Here is a 7,082-nt window from a genome sequence, read left to right on the forward strand (position 1 = left end):
AGAGAAAAAGCTTTCTACCTTGCTACGCAGCGCACAAAAAGAGAGTCGTGCTGCCCAGGATGTTGTGTTAGAATTAATGCCCTCCGCAGCGCCTGCTGATGATCACGCCTCCCAGGCAGCGCTTTAGTCCCACTTACTTTCTGTACTTTCAGAGACATCCCAGGTAGTCGCCATTCGTTATTTATCCGGAACGAACCGGAGCATTTGCCGCACCATTTTCTCCGCCGTTTCAGCATAGTCTTCCTCGTATTTTTTCATCAGTTCGGCCCGGCTTGTCTTCGCCCCTTTTTTCTGTCCTTCCCATAGCACCGAGAGCGTGGCGTAAGGTGGCAGTGCAAGCCCGATTGCATTAAAGAAGTTGCTTAGGTTGGCGATCACGTGTTGGGCTCCATCCGAGTCGCCGGTGATCACAATGCCCGCTACTTTTCCTTCCAGCCTGGACTTTTTGTCTGCCAGCACTTCATCGTGCAGCTCGTCGAGCCGTTCTATGACGCGTTGTATTTCAGAGGATTGGTTGTTCCACCAGATGGGAGTGGCCAAGACAATGATGTCTACTGAGAGAAGTTGCTGCAGAATTTCCGGCCACTCATCACCCTGCCCCATGTCGCTGAAGGTGCCTGCGAGGATCCTATGATCGACCAATTTGATGATCGAACAATCCACCTGCTGCTTTTGAAAGTGAGCTGCTAAAAATTCAGACAAGACTTCTGTGTTGGACAGGCCTTCCTGTTTGAGTGTTCCGAGTAAAATAATGGCTTTCATACTCTTTAAACCTGGAAAGAGCGGAAGGGTTTGAGGAAGTTTGTGTAGGTATAGCCTGGAGAAGGCTTCAACAAGCCTTACGGCTATACCTGATGGAGCGACATTTATAGCCGCGGCGTATACCTTGCATCTGTTTGCTTCACACCGGTTTCAGAGCGGTTGCTATACCTATACATTCGGGATGCCTGATCTGAGTCTGGTGCATGCAAAGAAAATTTCTGTAAATGCGTTACATTAGTACCAAAAGCATTTTTTCAAAAGGCACATGTTCCGATTCAGTCAAAAACTCAACGTAAGTATACTTGCATTCGTCATGCTGCTGCTAGCCGGTTGCACCGAGCAAAGCAGGCAGCCCGAAGAAGCCGCCCGGGAGGGCGAGGCCTACGCAGCAGGTATAGCACAATGGCATCAGGAGCGGGAAGCAAAGCTGAAGGCGGCAGACGGCTGGCTGACGCTGGCAGGGCTGTTCTGGCTGCAGGAAGGGGATAATACGTTTGGCAGCGCCGAAAGCAACGACCTGGTATTTCCGGCCGGAAAGATCCCGGCGAAGGCAGGCGTCATCACCCTTTCCGGCGATAGCGTCACCACCACCATAGCCAAAGGGGTAGAGGTGCAGCTGAATGGCCGGCCTGTGCAGGAGGCACTTCTGTTTGCGCCGGCCCTGGACACGGTACCGCAGCTCACCCACGGCTCCCTGACCTGGTTTGTAATAAAGCGGGGCGACAGGTATGGCGTGCGCCTCCGCGACCTTCAGAACGAAGCCTTAACGGCTTTCAAAGGTATAGCGCGCTACCCGGCATCCATCGCCTGGCGCGTGGAGGCCAAGCTCGAGTCGCACCCGACACCCAAGCAGATTCCGATCACGAATGTAACCGGGCAAACCTCGCAGGAAAACTCACCGGGCACGCTGGTCTTCACCGTGGACGGAAAGCAACACCGGCTGGACGCGCTGGAAGAGGGGGATCAGCTCTTCATTCTATTTGCGGATAAAACAAACGGCCTGGAAACCTACGGTGCCGGCCGCTACCTCTATGCCGACAAGCCCGGCGCTGACGGGCTTACGGTGCTTGATTTCAACAAAGCGACCAACCCGCCCTGTGCGTTTGTCCCCTATGCTACCTGCCCGCTGCCGCCCCGCCAGAACTTTCTATCCATTCGTGTTCCGGCCGGCGAGAAAGCCTATGGGGAGCAATAGCCAGCCAGGAAGGATGGAAAAGAGGGGAGGCGCTTGAAGCTCTCTTTCCCTGCCAACTGCGGCAACCGACCTGACAGAAAGGGCAAACGATCTGCGGCAATCAGGAAAGTACAAAAGAAAAGCGGAGGCGGATGAGGTGGCAGCGAAACAGGAACTATTGAGAATATATTCGTGTTAATATATAGTTACGACAATATTAGAACACCTAAAACACACCCACTACAAATGTCACAAGCAACGATTAAAGCAGAACACCTGGCGAAAGCCATGACCTATACGCAATACAGAGAACTCATCGATCTTCTTCTGGCTGACAACAAGACCACGGGAACCAACCACGCCCCGGACATGATTGAATACACTCGCATGAATGCACAGCGCATGCGCCGCGTCGAAAAAACTACTGTGCTGGATGATGAACTGGTACACCTGATGCTGAGTGTACAGAATAAAATGATATGGGTGATTCTGACGGAGGCCTGGTGTGGCGATGCGGCCCAGTGTGTGCCTGCCCTTGTCAGAATAGCGGAGGCATCGCCCCTGATCGAAGTACAACTGCTGCTGCGCGATGAGAACCTGGATCTGATGGATGCTTACCTCACCAACGGAGGACGCTCTATACCTAAACTCATCGCCCTGGATGCGGACACCCTGGAAGAATTGGGGACCTGGGGCCCGAGGCCTGCGCCTGCCCAGCATCTTTTCGATGAAATGAAAGCGCAGAACGTACCGTATCAGCAATTTGTGGAGCAACTCCATGGCTGGTATGGCAAAGACCGCAGCAAGACCTTGCTGCAGGAATTCAAGCCTCTGATCCGGGATTGGGCAAAGCTGCAAAGCCCGGAAGAGCAACCGGTGGAACGTTTCTAAAGATTTGTAAAACAGGAGAGGCAGCTACATCAGCTGCCTCTCCTGTTTTATACCTGCTGTTGGCCTTCGTGCCACCCGACATCGGGGTATGCTAGGGGCAGCGCCTATTGCAAGGCGACCGACATGATCTTATCGCCTACCTCCAGTTGGTGCACGACTTCCATACCTTTCACAACTTTGGCAAAAATGGTATAGCGGCCATCCAGGTGCGGGGCGGGGGAGTGGGTGATGAACCACTGGTTGCTTTCCGTGTCCTTGCCGGCAGATGCCATACCTACGTAGCCTTCCCGGTAGTGCAGCGGGGCAAATTCCGAACGGATGGAGTAATCCGAGCTGCCCCAGCCGTCGCCGCGCTTATCGCCGCCCTGGGCCACGAAGTTGGGAACCACGCGGTGGAAGTAAAGGCCATCAAAGAACTGCTGTTTCGTTAGCTCCACAAAGTTGGCCACCGAGCCCGGGGCATCCTCCACAAACAACTGCAGGGTGATATCCCCTTTTTCCGTTTTGATCAGTACCTGCTGGTCGGGTGCGATCGTTTGCACAAGCGCCCAGTCGATGGGGTGCGTGAAGGGATTCTGGGGCGTGGCAGAAGACGCGTTGCCGCTCAGGTAGTCTATTGTCTTCTGGAGCTCGATGTTGGTTTCCATGTCGCGGGGCAGCACCAGCTGCTGCTGTGCCTGCGTAAGAAAGGTACGGTCCTGGTAGAGGTCGCGGTAGTTGAGCTTCGGATCCCGGATTACGCCAGCCGCCAGCCCTACCAGGGCCACATCTCCCGAGCCTATACCTTGCCGGAAGATGGCGGCAAAGTCCGGTTCCATCTTTTTTGGAAAATCAGGCTGCTGGCGCATAGCAACCAGTGCTTCCATTCCATAGGTAGCAATAACGGGCTGGGATGCCGCAAAGGTCTGTTCGGCTATAAAAGCAGCGTTGTTGAAATCAGCCGACAGCGCTTTGAGGAGATGCGCTTTGTCATAGGGGTTCTGGGTGCTCCGGTATACCTGCTGGTATTGCTTGCTGAGTTGGGGCTTGTTGGGGCTGTTGCGCAGCAGCACCCAGATCAGTCCGGCCCGCACGCGTCCGTCTTCTACCTGGCTCAGAGCTTTCTGCAAAGTCACCGAGCTGACACCCTGAAAATTAGCCTGCAGAAACTCAGCCGTGGCGACAGCGGTGTTGATGTTTTGGTCTGTGAGTCCGGCAAGCAGGGCCTCCTCAATCTCCTCGAATTCAAGGCCGGCCATCGAGCGGATCGCACTCAGCCGTACCCGGTAATCCGGATCGCTCTGGGCTATACCTGAAAGTACCGTGGCCTTGTCACGGGCCTTGACTTTGGCAAAAGCCTGCGCCACCGCCATGCGCACGTCAGGCGAGGCATCGGAAGTAGCAGCTGTGGTCAGGGGTTGCCTGTAAACCGAGAGGTCGAGTTTCGGGGTACGTGCCAGGAAATGCGCTGCCGCGAGGCGGGCTTCAAAAGGATTGACTGCCGCGAGCAATTCCACTGCTTTTGCGATTCCCGGTTGCGTATGCTGCTGGCGCTGTCCTGCCCGGTAAATTCCCCAGGCCTGGCCTGCCAGTGCTGTGGCATTGGGTGCCTGATAGCCGGCCAGGTAGGCCACGCCGGCTGCATCTGCCAGCTTGCCCAGTGCTTCGAGGAGTTCTGCCTGTACTGCCGGGCGCTTCTCCTGGTTGAGGTGCTGAATGAGGGCATGCTGCGCTTTCTTGTGCCCGATCTGCCCCAAGGCATAGGCTGCTGCCAGTCTGACCGTGGTGGTAGTGTCGGAGAGGGCGGTGAGCAACTGAGGAATGGCCAGCGTATCCTGCACGGAAGCAAAAGCGAGGGCGGCCTCCTGCCGGTACTGCGCTTTGGGATGATTCAGGAAAGGAAGCAGTTCTGCTGTCTTTCGTTCGTCCTGCAAGGTATAGAGTTGCTGCAGCGTGGTATCTGTAAACTTGTTGAGCCCCTGCGCCACCGGCACTTCGCTCTGCTGTGGCTGTTGGCGGCAGGAAACGAAGGCTGCAATGGCAAACAGGAAGGTATAGCTTTTTTTCATGTGCGGTATATAGAAGCCTGAATATACTAAGAGCCCGTTTAAAATTCGTTTTTGCAGGCGAAAATTGATCAGAAAGGGTTCTGCTGAATGCTTATAGAGTGACCTGGCAGCGCTACGGGGCTCAAGAAAGGGCAAGGCAAGTTCCTTTAGGGGCTGCTGCGCTAAGAATGAAGTTTAAACAGGCTCTGAAAGCCTTTGGAAGCAAAGGCATGGCTGCCGTCTGTTTTTAACATTTAGCGTCCTGCTGCTTTTTAAAATTTGCTTAAATTATTATATTTATATCCTAAATGTTTGCGCTCCATGCAAAATATAAGTATTCGCTTGTTTTCCAGTGCGTATGACTTCAGGTCCCACCTGGAGCGCTTCATGTTGTTGATGGCTTTCGTGTCAGTGGCTTTGCATGGCTGGCTGCTCTACCACCTGATCGCCGTAAATGATTTCCGCTCTGCGCTTCTGTTCTTATACCTGTTCAGTCTGCTGCCCTTCTGCCTGTTTTTGATGGCCATGTGGCTGGACAGGAACCCGGATTACCAGCGGCATCTTACCCTGACGGAAGCAGGCGTCCGGTACCGTTCGGGATTTATGCAGCAGGAGCACGAGTTTGACTGGGAGGAAGTGGATACCATTCAACTGGAGCCGGTGCTGGTGACATTTCTGTTAAAGAACGGAGGGCAGCATGCCATAAGTCTGAAGACGATCCGCAACGGGGAGATACTACAGGAAGCAAGAAGCAGGATCACCAGCATCGCTGCCAGCAAAACAATAGAAGTTATCGTGCCACACCAGTAATGCATTGCTATGTATGTAAACCTTTACCCTAACAAACAGTTGAAGCGGACGAAGCAGGTGCTGCTCTGGAGCGGGCTTTTCCTGTTGATCGGAGGCCTGGTGGCCTTGCTGAATGAGTTTACCGCGCAGGAGCAGCCACGCTGGGGCTGGACGCTGGCCGCCTGCCTGGTCAGTCTGACAGGAGGTTTCTGGGTAGCGGCCGGTGCCGGGAAGCTGTACCTGAAAGATGTGTACTTCTCCATGACGCCTGAAAAAATAAGTTACCGGCTGAACTTCTTCACGGCGGAGCGGGTCATCTACTGGAACAGCATCGATAGCATACAGGCTTCGCAGCATACCTTGTTGTTTGAATTGAAAGATGGCGGGCAGGTCGTGATGCGGCTGGGTAACATTCAAAGCAACCGGATCGCCAACCACGTCAGTGTAAGCGTACAACTGGCGGCCATTGAGCAGAATGTGGAAGTGAACGGCGTGCCGGCCCAGGCCCAAAAGGTGGTATAGCCTTACGTCAGACAGTTTCCGGTTTTTGAATTTCCCGACTATTCCAGGCAGGGCAATCCTCTTTTTTGAGAAGCAGGTATCGCCCTGCCGCTAACCACTTTGCCTGAAGCATACTTCCTCCTTCTCATAAATGGGTTCATTTTCCCTCTCGGATAACCTTACTTCACGCCCTAAAAGTACACGTTCACCGAATACTCCACCTTGTACTTAATCAATTCGGGCTGATACAAAACACATCGGTTTTACAAGCGTACTATTCTTAGTAATGTTACATTAATAATATATTTATTTAAATTTAAGCTTAAATTCTAAGTTAGCAGGAAGCGTGTAGGTATACAGTCCTTTCTTGTGTTAATGGGCTGGCTAGCAGCAGCCCATGCCATCAACTGTATACCCATAATTAGTCGCCTGATTTGTCAGGTATCGTGTATCAATCTTATCACTTGCATCATGTACATCAGCCTGTATACTGCCAAGCAACTGGACGAAATCAAAGAAAAAATGCTTTGGTTAGGCTTATTTATGCTGAGTGGCGGACTGGCTGCCCTGTTCAATGATATGGTTGTGCAGGCTACCCGCTGGGACTGGGTAATAGCTGCCTTCCTGGTAAGTTTAACCGGGGCCGGGCTGGTCGCTATCGGGGTTGACAAGCTTCCACTAAAAGACGCGTACTTTTCAATAACTACCGCCCGGATCAGTTACCGCCTAAACCTCTACAGCCAGGAACGCATGATCTATTGGCGGCAGATCGCAGGTATACAGGTCTCCGACAGGTTTATATTGATTGACCTGAATAGCGGCAGGCAGGTGCTGTTGCGGTTAAGAACCATCCAGAACAGTAACACCGCGCATCAAATCGCTGTAAATGTGCAGCTGGCAGCCCTGGAAAGAAATGTAACCGTGAATGGTGTCAATTT

At 53.1% G+C, this 7,082-nt stretch carries 7 protein-coding genes; 5 read left to right on the forward strand and 2 right to left on the reverse strand.

Annotated elements, in window-relative coordinates:
* Positions 1–177 precede the first annotated feature (177 nt).
* On the reverse strand, positions 178–762 hold the full coding sequence (locus OB13_RS19805) for a flavodoxin family protein (RefSeq protein WP_461491915.1): 585 nt from the start codon (positions 760–762) through the stop codon (positions 178–180).
* 265 nt (positions 763–1,027) lie between these two features.
* On the opposite strand from OB13_RS19805, the gene OB13_RS19810 reads away from it, so the two are divergent.
* Complete coding sequence (locus tag OB13_RS19810) at positions 1,028–1,957, forward strand: DUF1684 domain-containing protein (RefSeq protein WP_461491916.1); 930 nt, start codon at positions 1,028–1,030, stop codon at positions 1,955–1,957.
* A gap of 225 nt (positions 1,958–2,182) precedes the next feature.
* A complete protein-coding gene (locus tag OB13_RS19815; protein WP_461491917.1) occupies positions 2,183–2,827 on the forward strand; it encodes a thioredoxin family protein in 645 nt (214 codons plus the stop codon).
* 104 nt (positions 2,828–2,931) lie between these two features.
* Here the strand turns inward: OB13_RS19815 and OB13_RS19820 are convergent, their stop codons facing one another.
* The gene (locus OB13_RS19820; RefSeq protein WP_461491918.1) at positions 2,932–4,875 is read right to left on the reverse strand and encodes a peptidylprolyl isomerase; all 1,944 of its coding nucleotides are present in this window, start codon (positions 4,873–4,875) and stop codon (positions 2,932–2,934) included.
* A 300-nt stretch (positions 4,876–5,175) separates the two neighbouring features.
* Here OB13_RS19820 and OB13_RS19825 point away from each other — a divergent pair, with 300 nt between their 5' ends.
* The 3 genes from OB13_RS19825 to OB13_RS19835 all read left to right on the forward strand — a co-directional run.
* Complete coding sequence (locus OB13_RS19825) at positions 5,176–5,664, forward strand: hypothetical protein (protein ID WP_461491919.1); 489 nt, start codon at positions 5,176–5,178, stop codon at positions 5,662–5,664.
* Positions 5,665–5,703: 39 nt separating this feature from the next.
* Positions 5,704–6,165, forward strand: a complete 462-nt coding sequence (locus OB13_RS19830) for a hypothetical protein (protein WP_461491920.1) — start codon at positions 5,704–5,706, stop codon at positions 6,163–6,165.
* Positions 6,166–6,615: 450 nt separating this feature from the next.
* On the forward strand, positions 6,616–7,082 hold a 467-nt coding region (locus tag OB13_RS19835; RefSeq protein ID WP_461491921.1), incomplete at its 3' end, for a hypothetical protein.

It is taken from the genome of Pontibacter sp. HJ8, from assembly GCF_054824225.1.

Excerpts from the sequence above, each read along its gene's own strand:
- OB13_RS19825 (WP_461491919.1), top strand. The coding sequence starts at position 5,176 with ATGCAAAATATAAGTATTCGCTTGTTTTCCAGTGCGTATGACTTCAGG.
- OB13_RS19815 (WP_461491917.1), top strand. The coding sequence starts at position 2,183 with ATGTCACAAGCAACGATTAAAGCAGAACACCTGGCGAAAGCCATGACC.
- OB13_RS19810 (WP_461491916.1), top strand. The coding sequence starts at position 1,028 with ATGTTCCGATTCAGTCAAAAACTCAACGTAAGTATACTTGCATTCGTC.
- OB13_RS19820 (WP_461491918.1), bottom strand. The coding sequence starts at position 4,875 with ATGAAAAAAAGCTATACCTTCCTGTTTGCCATTGCAGCCTTCGTTTCC.
- OB13_RS19805 (WP_461491915.1), bottom strand. The coding sequence starts at position 762 with ATGAAAGCCATTATTTTACTCGGAACACTCAAACAGGAAGGCCTGTCC.